This window comes from Streptomyces canarius (assembly GCF_014650735.1).
Lineage (GTDB): Bacteria > Actinomycetota > Actinomycetes > Streptomycetales > Streptomycetaceae > Streptomyces > Streptomyces olivaceoviridis.
In genome coordinates this window covers 36902-59372 of record NZ_BMVN01000044.1, presented here as the reverse complement: position 1 = coordinate 59372, position 22471 = coordinate 36902, and the positions used below count along the sequence as shown (strand labels likewise).

The 22471-nt window shown below is 71.0% G+C and carries 13 protein-coding genes and 1 pseudogene; 11 read left to right on the top strand and 3 right to left on the bottom strand.

Translation table 11 applies throughout. The features are described from left to right. Positions 1-175 precede the first annotated feature (175 nt). Positions 176-517 (bottom strand): annotated as a pseudogene (locus IE294_RS49895) (substrate-binding domain-containing protein); the annotation flags it as partial. Here IE294_RS49895 and IE294_RS49890 point away from each other — a divergent pair. Next, positions 459-719 (top strand): hypothetical protein, encoded by a 261-nt coding sequence (locus IE294_RS49890; RefSeq protein WP_189893772.1) that lies wholly within the window; start codon positions 459-461, stop codon positions 717-719. The pseudogene IE294_RS49895 and the gene IE294_RS49890 overlap by 59 nt on opposite strands. A gap of 129 nt (positions 720-848) precedes the next feature. Continuing rightward, positions 849-1625, top strand: a complete 777-nt coding sequence (locus IE294_RS37780; RefSeq protein WP_359834652.1) for an alpha/beta fold hydrolase — start codon at positions 849-851, stop codon at positions 1623-1625. 406 nt (positions 1626-2031) lie between these two features. On the opposite strand, the gene IE294_RS37775 is transcribed toward IE294_RS37780, so the two are convergent. Next, positions 2032-2742: a DUF4232 domain-containing protein gene (locus IE294_RS37775; RefSeq protein ID WP_189893757.1), complete on the bottom strand. Its 711-nt coding sequence runs from the start codon at positions 2740-2742 to the stop codon at positions 2032-2034. A gap of 288 nt (positions 2743-3030) precedes the next feature. Here IE294_RS37775 and IE294_RS37770 point away from each other — a divergent pair, with 288 nt between their 5' ends. After that, positions 3031-5346, top strand: a complete 2316-nt coding sequence (locus IE294_RS37770) for an ATP-binding protein (RefSeq protein WP_189893755.1) — start codon at positions 3031-3033, stop codon at positions 5344-5346. Positions 5347-5569: 223 nt separating this feature from the next. Here the strand turns inward: IE294_RS37770 and IE294_RS37765 are convergent, their stop codons facing one another. After that, complete coding sequence (locus IE294_RS37765) at positions 5570-7681, bottom strand: LamG domain-containing protein (protein ID WP_189893770.1); 2112 nt, start codon at positions 7679-7681, stop codon at positions 5570-5572. Between the two features lie 439 nt (positions 7682-8120). Between IE294_RS37765 and scoE the strand changes: the two genes are divergently transcribed. The 8 genes from scoE (at position 8121) to IE294_RS37720 (ending at position 22430) form a co-directional block, all read left to right on the top strand. After that, on the top strand, positions 8121-9002 hold the full coding sequence (gene scoE, locus IE294_RS37760) for a (3R)-3-[(carboxymethyl)amino]fatty acid oxygenase/decarboxylase (protein ID WP_435858141.1): 882 nt from the start codon (positions 8121-8123) through the stop codon (positions 9000-9002). Next, entirely contained in the window at positions 8999-9559 is a 561-nt protein-coding gene (locus tag IE294_RS37755) for an FcoT family thioesterase (RefSeq protein WP_189893753.1), read from the top strand. The genes scoE and IE294_RS37755 overlap by 4 nt, the downstream gene beginning before the upstream one ends. Continuing rightward, positions 9549-15002, top strand: coding sequence for a type I polyketide synthase (locus IE294_RS37750; protein ID WP_189893751.1), 5454 nt, complete (start codon positions 9549-9551; stop codon positions 15000-15002). The genes IE294_RS37755 and IE294_RS37750 overlap by 11 nt, the downstream gene beginning before the upstream one ends. Further along, the gene (locus IE294_RS37745; RefSeq protein WP_189893750.1) at positions 14992-16422 is read left to right on the top strand and encodes a beta-ketoacyl synthase N-terminal-like domain-containing protein; all 1431 of its coding nucleotides are present in this window, start codon (positions 14992-14994) and stop codon (positions 16420-16422) included. The genes IE294_RS37750 and IE294_RS37745 overlap by 11 nt, the downstream gene beginning before the upstream one ends. 65 nt (positions 16423-16487) lie before the next feature. Continuing rightward, positions 16488-18074 (top strand): long-chain-fatty-acid--CoA ligase, encoded by a 1587-nt coding sequence (locus IE294_RS37740; protein WP_189893748.1) that lies wholly within the window; start codon positions 16488-16490, stop codon positions 18072-18074. Positions 18075-18085: 11 nt separating this feature from the next. Further along, positions 18086-19342: a cytochrome P450 gene (locus IE294_RS37735; RefSeq protein ID WP_189893746.1), complete on the top strand. Its 1257-nt coding sequence runs from the start codon at positions 18086-18088 to the stop codon at positions 19340-19342. Between the two features lie 275 nt (positions 19343-19617). After that, positions 19618-20865 (top strand): cytochrome P450, encoded by a 1248-nt coding sequence (locus IE294_RS37725; RefSeq protein ID WP_189893742.1) that lies wholly within the window; start codon positions 19618-19620, stop codon positions 20863-20865. Positions 20866-20903: 38 nt separating this feature from the next. After that, entirely contained in the window at positions 20904-22430 is a 1527-nt protein-coding gene (locus IE294_RS37720; RefSeq protein WP_229917732.1) for a UbiD family decarboxylase, read from the top strand. Positions 22431-22471: the final 41 nt, after the last annotated feature.

Genomic DNA, 22471 nt, shown 5'->3' with positions numbered 1-22471 from the left:
GCCACGGGACGGGACGGAAACCACGCGGCGGGTCCCGGGGCGCGGGTGCCCCGGGCCCCGCCGGGGCGCGGGTGCCACGCCGGGCGAACGCACCGGCGTCCCGCGGCACCGGACGGGCCGGCCCGGCTGACGGGTCGTACTTCCGCGTGCCGCGGTCGGTGGCCTCGTGCCGGGCTCAGGCGGCGGAGTGGCGCGCCCTGGGTTGGGAAGCCGTGGAGCCTCGTACCACCAGTTCCGGCATGAACACGAACTCACTGTGCGGCGCGGGGGTCCCGCCCACCTCTTCCAGCAACGTGCGCACCGCGGCCTGGCCCATCGCGGGCACCGGTTTGCGGATCGTGGTCAGGGGCGGGTCGGTGAAGGCGATCAGGGGGGAGTCGTCGAAGCCGGCGACGGAGAAGTACCGGGGCACCTGGAGCCCGGCCTGCCGTGCCGCCCGTACCGCCCCCAGCGCCATCATGTCGCTGGCGCAGACCACCGCCGTGCAGCCCCGCTCGATGAGGGCTCCGGCAGCGGCACCGGCCGCGGGTCCGGTGGCGGCCCCGGAGGACGCCCGCGCCGGCCGAGGACTCGATCGGTTCGTCGCCGCGCTGCGCGACGCGGACACCGACGCCCTCCGCGCGGCGCTGCGGCGCTGGAAGGCGGCGGCCGATCCGGTGACGGCCGCGGGCACCGAGCGGCGCCTGCTCCTCGCCGAACTCGGGGCCGGTGTCCTGTGAGCCCCCGGCGCCGTCACTCGCCCTGTCCCCCACGACCGGCCCGTCCCCGCCGCATTCCCGGCGCCCACCTCCCAACGGAGCGACCATGACGATCGTGTCCAAGGGATCTGCGGGGGCATCAGGAAAGCCGTGTCGGTCCAGCTCTCGCCCGGGGGGGTGTCCTGGGCCGACGCATGCCGTGGCGGTGTGCCAACGAGGGCGCGGGAGGTACGGGCCTTGTTCGAAGGCTTCGAGACCAGGCGGGTCGACGTCGGTGAAGCATCGGTCCTCGTTCGCTACGGCGGGGAAGGACCGCCCGTGGTACTGCTGCACGGCCACCCCCGGACATCCGCGACCTGGCATCGCGTCGCCCCGCTCCTCGTCCGGCGCGGTTTCACCGTGGTCTGCCCCGATCTCCGGGGGTACGGCCGGTCCACCGGCCCGGCGCCTACCGCAGACCACGCGGGATACTCCAAGCGGGCCGTCCCCGGTGACGTGGTCGAGGTGATGCGCTCCCTCGGCCACGCCCGGTTCGCGCTCGCCGGGCACGACCGCGGAGGCAGTGTCGCACTGCGTCTCGCACTCGATCGTCCCGACGCGGTCTCGCGGGTGGCGCTGATCGACTGTCTGCCCCTCACCGAGCACCTGTCCCGCATCACGACCGAGTTCGCCACGCAGTGGTGGCACTGGTTCTTCTTCGCCCAGCCGGACATCCCCGAGCGGGTCATCAACGCCGATCCGGACAGCTGGTACCGCGGGGCCCCCGGAGCATGGGGCAGGAGAACCATGACGAGTGGCGCGCGGCCACGAGGAACCCCGACGTGGTGCGGGCGATGCTGGAGGACTACCGGGCCGGTCTCACCATCGACCGGCGGCACGAGGAGGACGACCGCGCCGCCGGGACACGGATCCGGTGCCCGGCGCTGATCCTCTGGTCGCTCCGGGACGACCTTGAGGACCTGTACGGGAACCCGGTGAAGATCTGGCGTCAGTGGGCACCGGACGTACGCGGCCACGGCATCGACTCCGGGCATCACGTAGCCGAAGAGGCTCCACGGGCGGTCGCTTCTTCCCTGGCGGACTTCTTCGCCGGACGGTCCGGGTGAGAAACCTCTGGGCCGCCTCCCGCCTGGCGTGCCGGTCCACCAGGCGGGAGGCGGTGGCGCGTTCGCACCGGTCAGTGGTCGGTTCGACGGCAAGCACGCGGTTCGCCGCATGAGCGGGGGCCGGCCCCCGCTCTCGCGCCTGCACCAGACCGGAAACCCGGTCGTCGCACATCCCTGTCCGGCCCGCCGCATCCGACTCGGAGACCTGCCGTTCGGTGGGGCGGGGCTCAGAAGTCGTCGGCGCCGTTGCGGAGTTCCGGGGTCCAGTAGCCGGTGAGGGCCTTCGCCGGGTCGACGGCGATGCCGTCGCTGCCGGGCGCGGTGACGGCGATGACCGTGGAGTCGCCCTCCAGCATGACGGAGAACGCGGACACGGGTTCGTTCGCCTCGTCGACCCCGCCGTCCGACAGCTTCACCAGGGCGTAGGCCGGGGCACCGGCCGCCAGCACCACGGGGGTGGCCGGCTTGCTCTTGGCCACGGCCGGGACGTCCTGCTTGTGGCTCTCCAGGAACTGGATGTGCGGGAAGCCCGTCAGCCGGCAGGAGCGCCCGGAGGTGTTCTTCGCGGTCAGGACGATGTGGGTGTAGGGCGGCCCGTCCTGCCTGGCGGCGGTGACGCGTACGTCCCCCGCGGTGCACACCGGCGTCGAGGCGGTCACCTGTCGGCCGGACGCACCGGTTGAACCTGTGGAGGCAGCGGTGGAACCGGCCGACTCCTTCGATCCCTTCGACCCCGCCGAGTCGGCCGACCCCGCCGAGCCGGCCGATTCCTTCACGTCGGAGGTGCCGGTGGCCGCCGGGGACGTCGCCGCCGTGGCCGCGGGGGCCGTCGCGGACGAGGACGTGGTGTCCGAGTCGCTCTGGCAGGCGGTGAGGGACAGCGTGAGAGCCGTGCCCGCGACGGCGAGCAGCAAGGAGGAGTGGCGGAAGGTGGTCATGGAGGGGTCCCCCGTGTGGTGCGGGGCCGCGGCTCGGTGCCGTCGGCCGGTATCGGACTGCTTGCTTGGCCTTTTCGGGTGGTCAGTCGCCCGTGCCCGGCGGGTGGCCGCAGGGCGGGTCGGTACATGCGGCGGTCGGCCGGTGCCGCCGGCGCGTTCCGCGTCTGCCATCAGTTGATCATTTCCGGTCGCTCTCGCCCAGGCGGTTCTCCCGGCAGAAGTAACGTCGTCCATACTTCTGCCGGGGGGCTCGCATCCGGACGGGCCGGATGATCGGGGACTTCGACGGTGCGGGACGGCACGCCTTGCGCGGGGGAATTCGGGCAGCAGTTGCGGGATCTTCGGGCCCGCTCGGGGATGAGCCAGGAGGCTCTGTCGGATGCGGCCGGGGTGAGTGTCAGGGCGCTGGCCGACATGGAACGCGGGCGTACCCGGGGTCCCCAGCACCGTACCGTGCAGGCGCTGGCCGAGGCGCTGGGAGTGGACGAGGCCGGGGCGGCGCGCCTGGAGCAGTCCGCCGCAGCCGGCCGTCCGCGTCCCCGCACGGCCACCGGTCCGGCGGGCTCCGGCACCCTGGCCCTGCCACGCGACATCCAGGACTTCACCGCGCGCGGTGACGCCCTGGCCCGGCTGGCGGAGCTGGTACCCGACGCCGGCGCGGGCCTTCCGGCGGTCACCGTGGTCGCCGGGCAACCCGGCCTGGGCAAGACCGCGTTCGCGGTGCACGCCGCGCACCGCCTGGCCCCGCACTTCCCGGACGGGCAGTTCGCCCTGGACCTGCACGGCATGGATGCCGAGCCGACCAGCCCGCGGGACGCGCTGGCCCGGCTGCTCGGCGCGGTCGGGGTCGCCGACGCGGCGATCCCCTCGGGCACCGACGACCGGGCCGGTCTGTGGCGGTCCCTGGCCGGCGAGCGGCGCCTGCTCCTGCTGCTCGACAACGCGGCCGGCGAGTTCCAGGTCGAGCCGCTGCTGCCGGGTACCGGTGCGTCCTTGACGATCGTCACCAGCCGTCAGGCGCTGGCGGGTCTGGAGTCCGTCCACCGTACCGACCTGGCCCTGCTGCGGCGCGAGGAGACGGTGGAACTGCTGAGCCGCATCATCGGCCCGGACCGGGTCGGCGCCGAAGCGCAGGCCGCACGTGACCTCGCCGACCTGTGCGGGCACCTGCCGTTGGCCGTGCGGATCGCCGGCCAACGGCTGCTGAGCCGGCCGCACGAACGCCTCGGCAAGCTCGTCGCCCGGCTCGCCACCGAGGCCCGCAGGCTGGACGGCCTCCAGGCCGGAAGCCTGCGGGTGCGTGCGGCCTTCGCGTTGTCCTACCGGCAACTGCCGCCCCGCTCGCAGACCTTGCTGCGCCGCGCCGCGCTGGCCGCCGGAACGGACTTCAGCCCCGAGACCGGCGCCCTCCTGGCCGGCCTGACCTGCGACGAGGCGGCCACGTGCGCGGAGGAACTGACTGACGCGGGGCTGCTCCAGAGCGATCCCACCGGGGAGCGGTACCGCTTCCACGATCTGCTCAGGCTCTACGCCGCCGAGCAGATCGATGCCGAGGACGGCCCCGAGGTCCGGGATGCCGCCCTGGACCGGACCGCGCTCTGGATGCTGCGCCGGGCCACCGCCGCCGCACTGCACTTCGACGTCGACCACGAGCAGACTGCGTCGCGAAGCGACCCGGACCCGGACCCGGACACAGCGCCCATCGGCCGGGAAGAGGCACGGGCCTGGCTGGAGGCCGAGCGGGCCGAGTGGCTCGCCGCGCTGCGCCGGGCCCACGACACCGGCCGGCATCGGCAGGTCCTGGACGCGGCGCAGGCGATGCACTGGTTCTCCGACCTCAACCAGCACTGGGAGCAGTGGGTGGAGGTCTTCCGGCAGTCCGCCGACTCCGCCCGGGCGCTGGGCAGCAGGCAGGAGGAGGCCGTCCACCTCAACTACCTCGCCTGGGCCTACAACCTCTGTGTGCACGACCCGCTTGCCGCGCTGACGGCCGCCGACAGTGCGCTGGCGGCAGCCCGCGAGTGCGGGGACGGGCTCCAGCAGGGCTGGGCACTCGGTTACGGCGCGGGGGCCCTGCACCGGCTGGGCCGGACGGAGGAAGCCCAGCAGCGCTTGCGGGACAGTGCCCGCTGCCTCGCCTCGCAGGAATCCCCGCAGGGCCGGCTGGCCGAGCTGACGACCCTGAACAGCCTCGGCACCCTGCTGCGCCAGGCCGGCCGGGCGGCCGAGGCTCTGGAGATCCACCGCCGCAGCGAGCGGATCTGCCAGGCGGGGGTACCGGGCCGCACCATCGAGGTGGTCGGGCTGTATCACGCGGTCGCCCGGCAGCAGATCGGCAACGACCTGGCGGCCCTGGGACGCTGGCACGAGGCCGAGGAGCCGTTGCGGCAGGCCCTCGCCGCCTTCGACGCCGCGCAGATGCCGGCCTGGTCGGAGCAGGCCCGGCTCGATCTGGGGCGGGTACTCGGCGCCACCGGGCATCCCGAGGCCCGCACGACGCTCCTCGCCGCCCGCGACGCCCTGGTCGAGCTGCGCAACCCGCGGCAGGTCGAGGCCGCCGAGGCACTCGCCGCACTCGACGCGGACGGCGCCCGCACCGCCTGACCCCGCGGCAGTGCGGGCCACCCGTCACGCCGGCCCCGAGGACCCGGTTGTCCCCATGAGCGCCCTCCCGCCGGCGCCGTACCGTCCGCGGCCGACGGGTGTCCGGCCACCGCCTTACTCCACCGCGTCCAGCGTCGCCCCCTCCCCGCCCGGGACGAGGCAACACATGGCACGGCACCGCGTACCCAGGGAGTCAGAGGGCTCCGGGCTCAGCACCGGCGGATCAGCACAGGCAGGGATCCGTCCCCAAGCCGAGGCCCGGCACGTCCGTGTCCCGCAGTGCGCCGGAGAAGGCCTGGACCTCGTCCACGTCACCGTGGAGGTACTCGCCCCAGCCGTCACCGACTCTGCCCCGACCGATCTGGAGGGCACCGGTGCTGTGCCAGCCGTCGGGGAGGCTCGCGGTCGCCTCGGCGTTCGTCTGACCGTCGAGGTAGAGCGTGATCGTGTCGGTTCCGTCGTCGTAGGTCACGGCGAGACGGTGGCCCAGCCCCTCGCCACCGTCCGCGCCCTCGATCTGGCACACCACCGTCTCGTGGGCACCGGCCTCGTCCTTCTCCGGCATCACCAGCTGCCAGGTGTGCGTGGACGGCTCGTAACGCACCTTGAACGCGTCCGTGTGGTCGCCGGCCTGCGACAGCACGGTCATCGGGTGGGCCGGTTCGGAGTCCGCGAGGCGTACGACGACACCGAGGGTGAAACTGTCCCCGGTGTCCACGACGGGTCCGTCGGCAGCGGCGTGGCCGGATGCGCCGTCCAGGTGCAGATGCCCCTCGCCGACGAGGGCCGGCGGGCCGTAGGCGCAGTCGGGGTCGATCTCCGGGAGACAGCCGTTGCCGGAGTCGCGGTGGATCGAGGCTCCCCCGCCGAGCCGCAGCGGCGCGCCGTCCGACTGCTCGGGGCTCGTGCCGTCCGCCTCGGTCTCCAGCGACCAGTGGCCGAGTGACTCCGGCTTTCGCCGCGCCAGTTCGGCCGCCTCGCCCGGTACGACGACCCGGTCGTGTACCTGTACGTCACCGATGTCGCCCTGCCACCGGTCGCGGTACCCGGTGGCACCCTGCGCCCGTCCGATCTGGAACGCGCCGGGCGTCCCGGCGGGAGTCGCCTCAGCCGGGCTGCCGACCTCATGACCGTTGACGTACAGGTGCGCGCGACCCGTCTCGGCGTCGTACAGCCCGAGCAGATGGGCCCACTCTCCGGTCTCGGGTGCGCCGCCGGACACCGTCGTGTCCCCGATCGTGAAGGACCAGGCGGGCCCGCTGCCCGGGGTGCGCAGCCCGAGGGCGAAGCCGGGCCGCACGTCCGCGTCCTGGCTGGCGACGGTCATGGCCCGGCCGGTCTCCGCGGGGCGCGCCCAGGCGCTGACCGCGAAGGACTCGCTGGTGTCGGCGACCGTGGCGTCCGGGGTCAGGAAGCCGTGGCCGCTGCCGTCGAGGCGCACGGTGGCGGTGGTCCCGGTCCCCGCGGGGGCCGGGCCGCCGAAGGTGACTCCGGTGCCGGCGCGGGCGGGGGCGCCGGTCTCGGCGGAGGCCGTCCGGGAACCTGCCGGGTCGTCCAGTTCCCAGCGGGCGACAGGGGGACGCCCGGACTTCACGTTGAAATCGTAGCGCGACTCTCCGCTGCTGCGGCCCGACCGGTCGATCGCGCGGACCGTCAGATCCTTGGGCCCCGAAGTCAGCGGCAAGTAGGGGATGGTCACGGCAGCGCCCGGCCGCTCGGGGGCCACGGTGCCATGAGGACCGCCCAGGAAACTGTACGTGTACGACACCACGTCGTCCGAGGGCGAGTCCACGGTGAAGTGCCCGTAGACGCCGACCCCGTCCACCCAGAACACGTCCTCGGGCCTGGGGTATTCGGGGGAGCTGATCGCCGCCTTCTCAGGGTTCGCGTCGTCGTACACGAACGAGCACACCGAGCCGTCGCCTTCATCGCTCCATGCGGACTTCGCCTGGCCGTCGTTTGCGCGGACGTGCCAGGAGACGACCGTGTTGGCGGGTGTGTCGTCCGGTAACGTCCAGTAGAACCGCGAGCCCGACGACAAGGTGGTGGTCGTGTAGGTACGGCGTTGCTCCGCCCCGGCCGGGTCGGTCCACCAGGCTTCGAACTCGCCCTGCACCGGGCTGGACTCGGAGGGCTGGTTGTCCTCCTCCGGGTCGTACAGCAGGGCACTGAGCCTGGGCGGCGCCGACACGTATGGCGTGTCGTCACCGGTGGCGCAGGCCTTGCTCTGTGACTGGAGATCCTGGACCAGCGGTTGCTTCGGCGGCAGGTTCTCCGCCGCGAACGCAGTACCGGAAGCAATGGCCAGCAGTGCCGCCGCGCAGCCCCCCACCACCGTCCGTCTGCTTCCGCCTGTCCTTGCGAACCTGGTCAAGTAGGCCTCCTCCGTGGGCGATCGACGCTCGTGGCCGACACGAACCGCATGAAGCTAACAGCCTCCACTGACAGCGCTGAAAGGGTTTTCCGTTCGCTCGAAGTGACGAAGCGTTTCCGGGCGGTGTCGTGGAGACCCAAGGGCCGTGAGTCGTTCGATCACCGGCCGGTCTCAGGCGGCGCCCTGGCTGGACTCGGGTACTCACACCGGTCACGAAGTTCACCGGCACCTTCGTGCGCAGTCGATCATCGCCGCGTGCGGCAGTCGACGGTGCCGCTCCCGCGGACACCCTGCTGTGCTTCAGATCACGTGTCAGGGTGTGAACCTCTTCTGGCGGTCCGTCAGTAGTGAGAGACGAGGGTGACTCGCTGGTACGCACCGGCCGACGAAGGGATGTCTTGTGAGGATCGACGCTGGGACCGACCGCCTGATGGGTGCGACGGTCACGGGTTTACACCTGAGCAGCGCCTCGGAGACGGAGGTGGCAGAGCTCAGGGAGGCCGTGTACAGCAACCGCATCTTGCTGATAAAAGACCAGAATTTGGCCCCCAAGGAGTTGGTGGAACTGGGCAGGGCTCTGGGCACCATAGAGGTGTATTACGAGCCGATGTACCACCATCCAGAACACCCCGAGATATTCGTGTCCGGTACGAAACCGGGCGAGAGTTTCGAAGGGGTTCCGCAGACGGGCAAGTTCTGGCACGCGGACTACTCCTTCATGGCCCATCCCTTCGGTATAACGATGACCTCTCCGCAGATCGTCCCGAAGGGAAAACGCGGGACCTACTACATCGACATGGCGAAGGCGTTCGCGGCGCTGCCGGAAGATCTCAAGGACCTGCTCCGCGGCACCAGGGTCGAGCACAGTCCTCGGCGGTATTTCAAGATCCGCCCATCTGATGTGTACCGGCCCATCCACGAGCTCCAGGCGGAGATCGAGGAGATCACGCCGGCGGTGTTCCACCCGACCGTCTTCCGGCACCCCGTGACGGGGGAGGAAATCCTCTACGTCAGTGAGGCAGCCTCTTTCGGTTTCGTCGACGAGGACGGGCGGCGGCTGGCACCGGAGATCCTGCACGAGGTGCTGGAACGGACCGGGCAGCTCGACCAGACCTTCACCCACCCGAACATCCACCTCCAGACCTTCACCGAAGGCGACCTGCTGGTCTGGGACAACCGCGCTCTCGTGCACCGCGCCCTGCACAGCCCCAAGCCCGAACCGGCCCAGTCGTACCGGGTCACGGTGCACGACCAGCACCCCTTCTTCGGAGCCGGCGCGTGACTCACGGGCCCCAGACCGACCAGGAACTGCTGGCACGCGTGCTGAAGCCGTACCGCCCGAACAGCCGGTACCTGATCGAGGCGCATGTGGCCGAGAAGCCGGACATGGCCGTCGCGGTGGGACGGTTCGAGATTCCCGAATCGTGTTACATCGACGACACCGGACACTTCAACGCGGTCGAGTTCAACATCTGCTACAACCAGCTCGGCTACTACCTGATCGCGAAGTGCGTAGCCGACGGCATCTTCCCGGAGTTCTCGGCATGGTCGCTCGCCGATTTCTGGGAGCACCAGTTGTCGGATGTGCTGATCCAGCAGATGAGCAGCCGGTTCAAGCGAATGATCGATCCCCGCTCGTTCGAAGGTGAGGTCGTCTTCCACAAGCCGGTCGTCTCCGAGCGCCCGGGGCGGCCCGCGATCATGCGGATGGAAACGGAATGCACTTTCCGTGACGCCGGCAGCGGATACGCGGAGGGTGAGGTGACCCTCGCCTTCACCAGGCTGATCCAGTCGGGGGGCCGGACGGAAGCGGCAGGGGAGGGCGTCCGTGCGGAGTAGCACCAGGTTGGTCGAACTGCTGGAGCTGGTTCGGTCCACGGTGGCTGACGTGCTGGGGTACGCCTCCTCGGAGGACGTCGACCCGGACGTGCCGTTCCAGGACCAGGGCGTCGGCTCGCTCCTGGGTGTGGAGGTGCGTGAACGCCTCTCCGATGCGCTCGGTGTCACCCTGCCTTCCACTGTCGTCTTCGACGCACCCACTCCGCAGGCGGCAGCTGTCTACCTGGAGCGCCTGCTGGATCCGGAGGCGGGTGAGGAGCAGTCGGTGGACGGGGGGCGGACGGCGGTCGACGACGACCCCGTGGTCGTCGTCGGTATGGCGTGCCGGCTCCCGGGCGGGATCGCGTCCCCCGAGGACTACTGGAGGATGCTCGCGGACGGCCGGGAAGGAATCGGACCGCTTCCCACGGACCGTGGCTGGGACATCGACGGGGTGTACGACCCCGACCCCGCGGTACCAGGCACCATGTACGTGCGCGGTGGGGGGTTCCTCGACCGCGCCAAGGCGTTCGACGCCGCGTTCTTCGGCATCTCACCCCGTGAAGCGCTGGCGATGGACCCGCAGCAGCGACTGCTGCTGGAGACGTCGTGGGAAGCCGTGGAACGGGCCGGCATCGCGCCGGACACGCTCTCGGGCACCGAGACCGGCGTGTTCATCGGCACCTACGACTCCCAGTACTCCACCCTCCTGGCGCCCGTCTTCGACCAGGTCGAGGGCCACCACAGCACGGGCACGCTCATCGGGGTCGCGGCCGGCCGCACGGCCTACTGCCTGGGACTGCAAGGGCCCACGATGTCCGTCGACACGGCCTGTTCGTCGTCGCTGGTCTCCCTGCACCTGGCCCGCCGGGCACTGCTGAACGGCGAGTGCGACGTGGCGCTGGCCGGCGGCGTGACGATCATGGCCGAACTCACCCCGCACATCGAGTTCTGTCGTGAACAGGCGTTGTCCCCCGACGGCCGCTGCCGCTCGTTCGGGCAGGACGCCGACGGATTCGGTCCGTCCGAGGGCGTCGGCGTCCTGGTCCTGCAACGCATGTCGGACGCGAAGCGCTCGGCGCGTCGGATACTCGCGGTGGTACGCGGTTCGGCCGTCAACCAGGACGGCGCCTCCAACGGGCTGTCCGCTCCCAACGGCACGGCCCAGCGGCGGCTGATCCGCAAGGCACTCAAGGACGCCGGCCTGACCGTCACCGACGTCGATGTCATCGAGGCGCACGGCACCGGCACCCCGCTCGGCGACCCGATCGAGGCGCACGCGCTGCTCGCCACGTACGGGCAGCGGCCCGCCGACCAGCCCGTACTGCTCGGTTCCGCCAAGTCCAACATCGGCCACACCCAGGCGGCGGCCGGTGTCGCAGGTGTCATCAAGGCCGTCCTGTCGATGCGGCACGGTGTGGTACCCAGAACACTGCACGCCACGCAGCCCTCCAGCGCGATCGACTGGTCGGCCGGTGCCGTGCGCCTGGTCGACGAGGCGCAGCCCTGGCCCGATCGCGGGCACCCGCGCCGGGTGGGCGTGTCGGCCTTCGGGGTGAGCGGCACCAACGCCCACGTCATCCTGGAGCAGGCCCCCGCCCGCGGTACGGCGCCTTCGGCCTCGCCGGGCGCCGACGGGCCGGCCGTCTGGACGTTCGCCGCCAAGACCTCGTCGGCCCTGCGCGCCTACGCCGAACGCCTGCGTGAGCTGGCGGACGACTCACCCGACCTCGCGGCGGTCGGACGGGCGCTGCGGGAGAGCCGTACCGCGTTCGCGGAACGCGCCGTCGTATTCGGAGCCGACCGCGCCGAGTTGGTGCGGGGCCTCGCCGCGGTGGCGGCCGGGGCGCCGGCGGGCCGGGCCGTGGTGGGTACGGCACGGCACGGTGCGGATCCGGTGTTCGTCTTCCCGGGGCAGGGATCGCAGTGGGCGGGAATGGGCCGGACACTGCTGGCGGAGTCCTCCGTGTTCGCCGAGTGGATCGAGAGGTGTGAGGCGGCGTTCCGCCCGTACGCGGACTGGTCGTTGACCGAGGCCCTGCGCGACGGCACCGGTCTGGACCGGGTGGATGTCGTGCAGCCGGCGTTGTTCGCCGTACTGGTCGGGCTGGCCCGGCTCTGGCAGCATCACGGGGTGCGACCGGGTGCCGTCGTCGGGCACTCGCAGGGCGAGATCGCGGCGGCGTACGTGGCCGGTGCGCTGTCTCTCGACGACGCGGCACGGGCGGTGACCCTGCGCGCGAAGGCCATCAGCACGCTCGCCGGCCGGGGCGGCATGGCGGCGGTGATGTCGAGCCGCACGGAGACCGAGGAGCGGCTGCGTCCCTACGGCGGCACACTGTCGCTGGCCGCCGTGAACGGTCCGGCCGCCATGGTGGTCTCCGGCGACGCGTCCGCGCTGGACACCTTCCTCGCGGAAGCCGACAGCGACGGTGTCTGGGCCCGCCGCGTACCGGTGGACTACGCGTCGCACTCGGCGTCCGTCGACACCGTCGAAACGGCGGTCCGCGAAGCGCTCGCCCCGATACGTCCCCGTAGCACCGATGTGCCCTTCTGCTCCACCGTGTCGGGTGATGTCGTGGACGCGGCCGGACTCGACGCCGACTACTGGTACCGGAACCTGCGGCAGACCGTACGGTTCGAGGCGGCGGTACGCACCCTCCGGGCCCGGGGCCACCGCACGTTCATCGAGATGAGCCCCCATCCCGTCCTGGCCAACGCGCTGCACCAGATCGACGACGAGGCGCTGGTGCTGCACTCGCTGCACCGCGAGCGGCCGTCACTGGCCGACTTCCTGGTGCAGGTGGGCGCGGCCTATGCCGGCGGCGTCGAGGTCGACTGGGAAACGCTCCTGCCGCCGGGTGAGTCCGTGCACACGGACCTGCCGACCTATCCCTTCGACCGGCGGGAGTACTGGCCGGCCGCCTCCGCACCCAGGACCTTGCTGGGCCCTGCGCTGACGCACGCGGGGTCGGGCGAGACGCTGCTGAGCGGCAGTGTCGGGCTGGACAGCCACCCCTGGCTGGCCGACCACGCGGTGGGGGACCTGGTGCTGTTCCCGGGTACGGGCTTCGTCGATCTGGCGCTCCAGGCGGCGCGGGCGGCAGGGGCCTGTGGCGTGGACGAGTTCACCATCGAGGCGCCGTTGATCCTCTCCGACACCGTGCGCCGCGACCTCCAAGTGATCGTCGGGACGGGCCGGACGGATGCGGTGAACATCTACTCGCGCCCGGCCGGTGCCGGGTGGGACCAGCCGTGGACCCGCCACGCCTCCGGGACACTGGCGGACACTCCCGGCGTCGTCACGGCGCCCGCGGTCAGCCGGCCGCCGGCCGGGGCGGAACCCCTGGACCTGCCGGCCCTCTACGCCGACGCCGAGCGGCGGCAGTACCGGTACGGGCCGGCCTTCCGACGGATCTCCGCCGCCTGGCGCACCGGGGACAGCGTCTACGCCGATGTGACGCTCGACCCGGCCCAGTCGTACGAGGCGGCGCACCACATCCTGCATCCGGCCCTCCTCGACGCGTGTCTGCACCCGATGGCCGTGGCGCTCGACGGGACGGCGGGCCCGAGCCTTCCCTTCCTCTGGCACGGAGTCAGGGTGCACCGGCCAGGTGCCGCCCAGCTCCGCGTACGGCTGCGACGGGTGGCCGCCGACGAGGTGACGCTGACCGCGACCGACCCGCAGGGGAACGCGGTGCTGTCGGTCGAACGGCTGCTGGTCCGGCCGGTCACCGTGGACCAACTGATGCGGGACACCGGTGCCGCCCGCGAGGGGCTGTTCCAGGTGTCCTGGAAACCGGTGGCCGTACGGCCGTCCCGCAGCGAGCCCCGTGTCCTCGATCTGGGCACGACGGGGCTGGACGAGCTGCGCGCGTCACTCGCGGAAGGCGCCCCGGCGCCCGAAGCCGTGGTGGTCATGTGCCCCTCCGCCGACGGACCGCCCGCCGAGGCGGGCGAACACGTCACCGCCCGTGTCCTGGCATGCCTCCAGGACTGGCTGGAGCGGGACGAACTCAGCGGCTCGCGGCTGGTGTTGGTGACGCGTGATGCCGTCGCCGCGGTGGACGGTGATCCGCTCACCGGCCTGTCGCAGGCACCGGTCTGGGGCCTGGTCCGCAGCGCCCAGGCCGAATATCCGGACCGGGGCCTGGTGCTGCTCGACCTGGACGACGAGACGCCGCCCGGCGACGTGCTCGGCACGGCCGCCACCGCCGAACACCCCCAACTGGTCGCGCGCAAAGGTGTCCTGCTGGCACCACGGCTGGCCCGCGCGGGCGCGGGAGGAGAGGTCCCGGACCTGGCGGACGGCACCGTCGTGATCAGCGGGGGGCTCGGCACCCTGGGCTCGCTGGTGGGCGCCCACCTCGTCCGTACCTACGGCGTCCGTCACCTGCTGCTCCTCGGCCGGCGTGTGAGTGACGGCAGCCAGGCGGTCGTCGCGGAACTCACCCGGCTCGGCGCCGAGGTGACCGTCGCGGCTTGCGACGTCTCCGACCGCGACGCCCTCGCCGCCGTCCTCGCCGATGTCACCCCTCCGCTCGTGGGGGTCGTGCACGCCGCCGGCGTACTGGACGACGCGCTGTTGCGCGACCAGGACGAGGAGCGTCTCGGGCGGGTCATGGCAGCCAAGGCACGAGGTGCCTGGAACCTGCACGAACTCGCGGGCGACGTCCCCTTGTTCGTGTTGTTCTCGTCCGCTTCGGGTGTGCTCGGCTCGCCCGGCCAGGCCAACTACGCCGCGGCCAACACGTTCCTGGACGCCCTGGCGGCGCGGCGCCGGGCCGAGGGCCTCAGCGCCCACTGTCTCGCCTGGGGTTTCTGGGAGGAGGCGAGCGGCATGACCGGCCACCTCGACGAGAGTCACGTGCGGAGGATGCGCAGGCTCGGAGTGGTCCCGATGTCCACTCCGTACGGTCTCGCCCTGTTCGACGCGGCCCTGGGCGCGGACTGCGGCGCGTTCGTCACGGCGCGCCTGGACCTGGCCGGTGTGCTGGAACAGACGATGCCCGTGATGTTCGAAGGCATGGTCCGCCGGTCGACGGCCGGGCCCGGCGCCGCCCCGGCCACACCGCGTGTGGAGCTGGTCGGCGTGGCACCGGAACGACGTCAGTCCGTCGCTCTTGAGCTGGTCCGGACGACGATCGCCCAGGTGCTCGGTTACGAGAGCGTCGACGAGGTGCCGGTCGAACGGGGCCTGCGCGAGCTGGGCGTCGACTCCCTGACCGGTATCCAGCTGCGCAACCAGCTGAACGCCGCGACCGGTGCGCGACTGCCCGTCACCGTCGTCTTCGACCATCCGAGCCCGGCGGAGCTGGCGGACGGACTGCTGGAGGCACTGGGGCTCGCCGAGGTGCCGCCGGCACCGGAACCCGTCCGCGCGTCCGTCCCGGAGTTCTCGACGGACGAGGAGCTGTTCGCGTTCCTCGACCGCGAGCCGCGGGAGGCAGCGGATGGCAGGTGAGAACGAGCTCCGCGACTATCTGCGGCGGGCCGTGGCCGAACTGCATGAGGCGCGGGAGATGATCCGGGCCAGGACCGAGCCCGTCGTCATCGTCGGCGGCAGTTGCCGGTTACCCGGAGACGTCACGAGCGTCGAGGCGCTGTGGAGCATGGTGACCGACGAGCGTGACGCCGTCTCGACGCCGCCCGCCGACCGGGGCTGGGACCGCGCCGAGGCGGAGCCGACCGGAGCGTTCCTCTCCGACGTCACCGCCTTCGACGCGGAGTTCTTCGGCCTGACGGAGCGGGAGGCGGCGCTGCTCGACCCCCAGCACCGGCTGCTGCTGGAGACCTCCTGGGAGGCACTCACCAGGTCGGGTTTCGACCCGCCCGCGCTGCGCCGCAGCCGCACCGGGGTGTTCACCGGCCTGATGTACGGCGACTACTACCACAGCATGCGGGACCGAGTGCCGGACACCGAGCGAAGCACCCTCATGCTCGGCAGTTCGACCAGTCTCGCCGCCGGTCGCCTCGCGTACTCGTACGGGTTCCACGGTCCTGCCCTCACCGTGGACACCGCGTGCTCGTCCGGGCTGGTGGCGCTGCACCAGGCGATATCGGCCCTGCGCAACGGCGAATGCGACCTCGCCCTGGTGGCCGCCGCTTCGGTGGCGTCCTCGCCGGTCGTCTTCGACTTCTCACGCTCCCAGGGCTTGCTTTCGAGCGACGGACGGTGCCGGTCGTTCGCGGCCGACGCCGATGGCTGGGGGCTCGGCGAGGGCGTGGCGGTACTGGTCCTGCAACGCCTCTCCGACCACGAACGGACGGAGCTGCCGGGGCTCGCGCTCGTGCGTGGTTCGGCGGTCAACCAGGTGGGCCGGGGTCCGGCCCTGACGCAGCCCACCACGGCCTCGCAGCGGCAGGTCATCGAGGCGGCGCTGGGCAGCGCCGGTCTCGGTGCCGCCGACATCGACGTGGTGGAGGGGCATGGCACCGGTACGCCGCTGGGTGATGCCGTCGAGGTGCGGGCGTTGGGTGCGGCGTACGGCGCCCGCCGCCCTGCCGACAGGCCGCTCCTCCTCGGTTCGGTCAAGTCCAACATCGGGCACACCCAGGCACCGGGAGGGATCGCGGGCATCATGAAGACGGCGCTCGCGATGCGACACGGTGTGGTGCCCAGGTCGCTGCACGCGGACAAGCCCTCCGAACTGGTCGACTGGCAGACGGCGAACGTCCGGCTGGTCGACGCGGCCACCGACTGGCCCGAGCGGGACGGCCCGCGCCGGGCAGGTGTGTCGTCGTTCGGCATCAGCGGTACGAACGCCCACGTGATCCTCGAACAGCCGGCTCCCGAGGTCGTCGCCCGCGCCAGTGGGCAGCCCGATCCGGTTTTCCGCCGGCGGCGCCACTGGCCCGACCGGCGCGGGACGGGAGACCAGTGATGACGACCGGTGGGAGCGGCCTCACACCGGCCGGCCCGTTCACTTCCCAAGACGACGGAGAAAGCATGGACAGTCTGGATCGGGTGCTGGCCCGGCACGCTGTGAGCCGTCCGGACCAGCTCGCCTACGTCTGTGACGGGCGCCGTGTCACCTTCGGTGAACTGCATGCGGCGAGCGACACGTGGGCGCGGGCGTTGCACACGTACGGCTTGGGTGTCGGCGCGCGTGTCGCCTATCTCGGCAAGGACTCCGTCGACTTCGTCGTGCTGCTGTACGCCTGCGCGAAGGCAGGTGTCGTCCTCGTCCCCGTCAACTGGCGGCTGGCACCGGCCGAACGGACCTATCTGCTGAACCACTCGGAAGCTGAACTGCTGTTCATCGAGGCCGAGTTCATCGACCCGGAGGACAGGACACCGGTCGCGGACCGGCCTCTGCCCAGGGTGGTCCTGCCCAGCACGCCGCAGGAGGACGACAGTGCCCAGCCGAAGGACGCGGTCCTTCTCGAGCACTGGCTGCGCAACGCGCCCGACATGACAGGCGGTACCCGCGCGCACCGTTCCGGCGCGGACACACCCGTGGTGCAGATGTACACCAGCGGCACGACCGGATTTCCCAAAGGGGTGGTACTGGCCCACCGTTCCTTCTTCGCCGTCCGGGAGGCGCTCGACCGGTCCGGTCTGGACTGGATCGACTGGCGGCCGGACGACGTCAGTCTCGTGTGCGCGCCCGCTTCGCACATCGGTGGCCTGTGGTGGACCGTGCAGGGGGTCAACGCCGGCGTCACCAGCCTGGCGATGCGCGTGTTCGGCAGCCGAGAGGCCGTGGAACTCATGGAGGGGTACGGCGTCACCACGATGTGCCTCGCCCCGGCCATGCTCACCATGCTGCTGCGGGAGCCCGAACGGTCGGACGCCACCTTCCGCCGTCTGCGCAAGGTCGTCTACGGCGGCTCCCCCATTCCCGAGGTTCTGCTGCGCCGCTGCATGGAGACGATGGACTGCGCGTTCGTGCAGATCTACGGGCTGACCGAGACCGGCAACACGGCCGTGTGCCTCCCGCCCGCCGATCACCTGCGGGACACCGCCCTGCTCCAGGCCGCGGGGCGGCCCTACCCGGGGGTCGGTCTGAAGATCGTGGACGACGACGGCGCGGAACTCCCCGCGGGTGAGGTCGGCGAGGTGTGCGTGCGGTCACCCGCGCAGATGGTCGAGTACTGGCGCGCGCCGGACGCGACCGACGAGACGGTGGTCGACGGCTGGGTCCGTACGGGCGACGCCGGGTACCTCGACGAGGACGGGTACCTCTACATCTCGGACCGCTTCAAGGACATGATCATCAGGGCGGGCGAGAACATATTCCCGGCGGAGATCGAGGGTGCGCTGGCCGCCCATCCCGCCGTCGCCGACTGCGCCGTCGTCGGCATACCCGATGAGCGCTGGGGCGAGGCGGTGCTCGCGTTCGTCGTGCCGGGCGCGGGCGCGGCGCCCTCACCTCGGGAGCTGAGGACCTTCTTGAGGGAGCGGATCGCTGACTACAAGGTCCCCACGGCCTTCCGAGTGGTGGAGGACCTCCCCCGGAGCGCCATCGGCAAAGTGCTCCGGCGCACCCTGCGCGCACCGTTCTGGGCCGGCCGGAGCCGGCACGTCAACTAGAAGGACTCGATATGACCGACGCCACGACAGGCCGGGCCGGACTCGACGAAGAGTTCGAGCCGGTGTTCCAGCCCTACACCGCCAAGGCGGACAGCCCCTGGCAGGAACTGGCCGTGGACCGTGCCCGCTGTCCCGTCGCCCACTCGCGGCATTTGAACGCCGTGCAGATCACCTCCTACAGCGGGGTGAAGGAACTGCTGCTCAAGCACGAGGACTTCACCGGTACCTACAGCACCCTGTGGCCGCTGGAACAACCCCTGGCGGTCGACAACCAGGTCTTCTCCTCGGCCGATCCGCCCCGGCACACCCGGCAGCGCAAGCTGTTCATCAAGGCGATGTCGGCCTCGCGCATCGGTACTCTTCGCACGTTCAGTGAGGAACTGGCGAACCGCCTCGTCGACGACATCATCGGCGCAGGCGAGTGTTTCGACCTGGCTTCCGCGTACGCGCGCCGCATCACCGAGGGCCACATCGCCGAACTCCTCGGGCTGCCCGAAGCCGAACGCGAGCGCTTCCTCTATCTGTCCGGTCTCTTCGAGCTCAGCACCGCGGACCCCGAAAGCCATTCGTACCAAGCCGAGATGCGGGAGTGGCAGGACACCCTCGCCCGCATGGTGCGCGAGCGGCGCCAGGCCGGCCCGGAGAGCGATGACCTGATCACCCAGCTGTGTTTCGCCGAGCACGAAGGGGACCGGCTGGCGGAGGGCGAGGTGGCATCGCTCATCCGCGCCATGATCAGGGCCGGCAACACCTCGACGGCGGCGGCGATCGTCAACACCGTGCACGCTCTGGAGGCACACCCACAGCAGAAGGCCCACTACCTGTCCGACATCGACCGGCTCACGCTGCCCCTGGTGCACGAGGGGTTGCGCTACGACGGTCCGGTCCTCGGCCTGTGGCGCAGGTGCAAACGGGACACCACCATCCAGGACCGTCCCGTCCGGGCCGGCGAGCGAGTCTTCACCGTGCACACCGCCGCCAATCACGACCCGGCCGTGTTCGAGCGGTCGGACGAGTTCGTCATCGACCGCGACTGGTCGCGGCTTCCCTCCCACCTGGCCTTCGGTTACGGGATCCACCACTGCATCGGTATGAACCTGGCGCTGCTCGAATGTGAGGTCGCCCTGTCGACGCTCTACAAGAGGCTGCCGGGTCTGCGGCTGCGCCCGGACTTCGTCGCGCCCCAGGCCCCGGGGCCGGTGGTCCGCAACTGGCTCAGCCTGGAGATGGAGTACGACCGCGAGGCGCTTGAGGGAGCCGCCGTATGAGTAGACGTCAGATCTCGGGCGAACCAGGGGTGCTGTCCGTCGACCACACGTTGTGCAGTGGCACCGGGCACTGTGTGGACAGACTCCCGCAGCTGTTCACCATCGAACATGGCCGGGCCTGGCTGGCAGACGCAGCAGCCCTGAGCACCGTGGACACGCAACACCTCCACGAGGTCGAAGCCGGCTGTCCCTGGTTCGCCATCACCTATCAGCCTCGTCCGCCGGCCCCGGCCGAGGAATCCTCGCCAGCTACCCCAGGACTGGAGTGACCAGCCGTGTCCGACACACCCCCCACCCCGCACGCCCCCGACGACAGCCTCCGCTTCAAGCCCTACACGGCCAAGGCGGCGTGGCCGTGGCAGGACCTGGCCGCCGATCGCGCGACCTGCCCCGTCGCGTACTCCGCCGAGCTGGACGCCGTCCAGGTCACCTCCTACTCGGGAGTCAAGGAAGCCCTGCTCCGGCACGACGCGCTGTCGAGCACCTACAGCGACCTGTGGCCGCTGGACGAGCCCCTGCCCGAGCACAAGCAGGTGCTCGGCGCCTCGGATCCGCCGCGCCACACCCGGCAGCGCCGGCTGCTGGTCAAGGCGTTGTCGGCCTCGCGCATCAAACACATGCGCCCGTTCAGCGAGAGACTCGCCGACGACCTCGTCGACGAGATCATCGCGACCGGGCCCGTGTTCGACCTCGTCACCGCCTACGCACGTCGGATGAGCGAGGGACATGTGGCGGAACTGCTGGGCATACCCGGCGAAGAACGCGACGCCTTCGCCCGGATGGCGCAGCTGTTCGAGGCGAGTATCGAAGACCGCGCCAACCACGGATTCAGCGCCGAACTCAACGACTGGATCACGCACCTGACGGAGCTCGTGCGCGCACGGCGCGCCGGCGAGGACACGGGCGACGACCTGATCACCCAGCTGTGTCTGGCCGAGGTGGAGGGCGACCGGTTCGACGAGAAGGAGATCGCCGCCCTCATCCAACTGCTGGCCGGAGCGGGCATCAGCACGACACAGCAGGCCATCGTCAACCTCGTCTACCTGCTGGACACACATCCCCAGCAGCGGACCGCGTACCTGGCGGACATCGACGGTCTGACGACGAGCCTCGTCAACGAGGGGCTGCGCTTCGACGGCCCGGTCCTCGGCCTGTGGCGCAGGTGCCTGAAACCGACCACCGTGCAGGACACCCGGATCAACGTACTCGACAAGGTGTTTCCCGTGGTCGCCGCGGCGAACCACGACCCTGAGGCATACGACCGTCCGGACGAGTTCGTCATCGACCGTGACTGGTCGGCGCTGCCGCCGCACCTGTCCTTCGGCCACGGCATCCACTACTGCGTCGGCATGAACCTCGCACTCCTCGAACTCCAGGTGGCGATCAGCACGCTGTACCGACGGCTGCCCGGGCTGCGGACCGTGAAGGGCTGCGAACCCCGGCAGATGCCCGGCCCCGTGGTGCGGAGCTGGCCCACCCTCTCGATGGAATACGACTCGCCGGCCGGGGTGCGGAACACATGACCACACACGACAGAGATCCCGGTTCCACCACGTCACGGATGACCGGACCACCCTCCGCCATGGACGCACCCCACTTCCACGACGACCTGCGTGGCTATCTGGACGCCCTGGAAAGGAGGGGGGACCTCAACCGAGTGACACGCGAGGTCTCCGCCCACCTCGAAGCCGCCGCCGAGACCCGGCTCAGCGTCGAACGCAGACTCCCGGCCCCCTTGTTCGAGAACATCGCCGGGGTGGCCCCGGGGTTCCGGCTGCTCGGCGGTGTGGCGGCACTGAGTTCGCACCCCGACAAGCCCATGGCCAGGGTGGCGACAACCCTGGGAATGCCCGTCGACACAAGCGCGGCCGACATCGTCGACCGTCTCTGCCACGTGATGGACGCGCCTGCCGTACCTCCGGTGGTGGTGAGCCGCGACCGGGCGGCGTGCAAGCAGAACGTCCTGCTCGGCGACGACGCGACGCTCGACCGTTTTCCCATACCCCGCGTCCACGAGGAGGACGGCGAACGGTATGTGAACACCTGGGGCATCGTCGTCACGTCCACCCCCGACAAGCGGTGGACGAACTGGGCCATCACACGCGTCATGTACCTCGACGGAAAGCGGATGACCGGACTGGTCCGGCCGACGGCACACCTGGGGAAGATCTGGCAGGAGTGGGTCGACATAGGCGAACCCATGCCCTACGCCCTCGTGCAGGGCGGACCCCCCGCCGTGTGTTATGCCGGGGGCCTGCCCATTCCCTACGAGGTCGACGAGGCGGATTTCGTCGGCGCACTGCACGGCCGCCCCGTCGAGCTCGTCGCCTGCGAAAGCGTGGATCTGCTGGTCCCGGCCACCTCCGAGGTGGTGGTCGAAGGACACGTCTCCGTCACCCGCGATGCCACGGAAGGGCCCTTTGGGGAGTACGCCGGCTACATGCCGACCACGACCTCCCAAGAACCCGTCTTCTCCGTGGAGGCGATCACCCACCGCGACGATCCCATCTGGCCGCTGGTGGCGGAGGGACGGCCGGTGGACGAAACACACACAGTGTCAGCCGTCGGACACGCAGCCGTCGTGCTCAGAGCACTGCGCCGGGCACATCTGCCGGTGACCCTGGCATGGATGCCGCCGTCGACCGCCGCGCACTGGCTCGTCGTCACCGTCGCGGACGACTGGCGCGAGCGGCTGCCCGGCCTGGACACCGCCGCCCTCTGCCACCGCATCGGAGAGGTACTGAGCGAGGTACCCTCCGGACGTCTCGCGTCGCATGTCTTCGTCCTGGACGACGACATCGATCCCACCGACGACGCCGAACTGATGTGGGCACTCGGCACCAGGGTCCATCCGACACTGCGCCGCGAGGAATGGACGGGACCGATCCTTCCCCTCGTAGCGTGCTACACACCGGAGGAACGCCAACGAGGCCGGGGCCCCGTAGTGGTGCACGACGCCTTGCAGGCACCGGCCGGAGCCGGACGCCAGGTACAGAGTTCGTTCGCCCAGGCCTACCCGGCGGAGATCCGGGCACGTGTGCTTGCCGCTCAGCAGAGGACGGCCAGGACCAGGCCGGAGTGTCGGTGATCAGGTGCGGCTTGCGTATGGCCGGTGCCCCCTGCGGGGGT

Bases quoted from the DNA above. Each gene is read 5' to 3' on its own strand.
- IE294_RS37745 (WP_189893750.1), top strand. From the start codon at position 14,992: ATGGCAGGTGAGAACGAGCTCCGCGACTATCTGCGGCGGGCCGTGGCC.
- IE294_RS37740 (WP_189893748.1), top strand. From the start codon at position 16,488: ATGGACAGTCTGGATCGGGTGCTGGCCCGGCACGCTGTGAGCCGTCCG.
- IE294_RS49890 (WP_189893772.1), top strand. From the start codon at position 459: ATGTCGCTGGCGCAGACCACCGCCGTGCAGCCCCGCTCGATGAGGGCT.
- IE294_RS37775 (WP_189893757.1), bottom strand. From the start codon at position 2,742: ATGACCACCTTCCGCCACTCCTCCTTGCTGCTCGCCGTCGCGGGCACG.
- IE294_RS37735 (WP_189893746.1), top strand. From the start codon at position 18,086: ATGACCGACGCCACGACAGGCCGGGCCGGACTCGACGAAGAGTTCGAG.
- IE294_RS37720 (WP_229917732.1), top strand. From the start codon at position 20,904: ATGACCGGACCACCCTCCGCCATGGACGCACCCCACTTCCACGACGAC.